Here is a 453-nt window from a genome sequence, read left to right on the forward strand (position 1 = left end):
GTCCCGGTCGCCGGCCTGGCCGGGCGCGAGGTGCTGGTGGTGGACGCGGAGGACACCTTCACCGCGATGATCGCCGGCCAGATCAGATCGCTCGGCATGTCCGTGACCGTACGGCGGTTCGACGAGGAGTACCGGCCGGACGCGTACGACCTGGTGGTCATGGGGCCGGGCCCCGGAGACCCGGGAGCCGCCGGGCATCCCAAGATCCGCCATCTGCACGACGCCGTGGGCGGCCTGCTGCGGGACCGCCGCCCCTTTCTCGCGGTCTGCCTCAGCCATCAGGTGCTCAGCCGGCGACTCGGTTTCGAACTACGGCGCAGAGACATGCCGAACCAGGGGGTGCAGCGGGAGATCGATCTGTTCGGCCGGACGGAGAACGTCGGTTTCTACAACACGTTCGCGGCGGTCAGCACGGCGGACAAGAAGGAGGTGGACGGGACCGGGCTCGTGGAG

At 69.5% G+C, this 453-nt stretch carries 1 protein-coding gene; it reads left to right on the forward strand.

What is annotated here, in order from left to right:
• The coding region (locus AB0C16_RS40580) for an aminodeoxychorismate/anthranilate synthase component II (protein WP_357691526.1) at window positions 1–453 on the forward strand (453 nt) is incomplete at both ends.

This window comes from Nonomuraea sp. NPDC048916 (genome assembly GCF_040649575.1).
In the GTDB taxonomy this organism is placed as follows: Bacteria; Actinomycetota; Actinomycetes; order Streptosporangiales; family Streptosporangiaceae; genus Nonomuraea.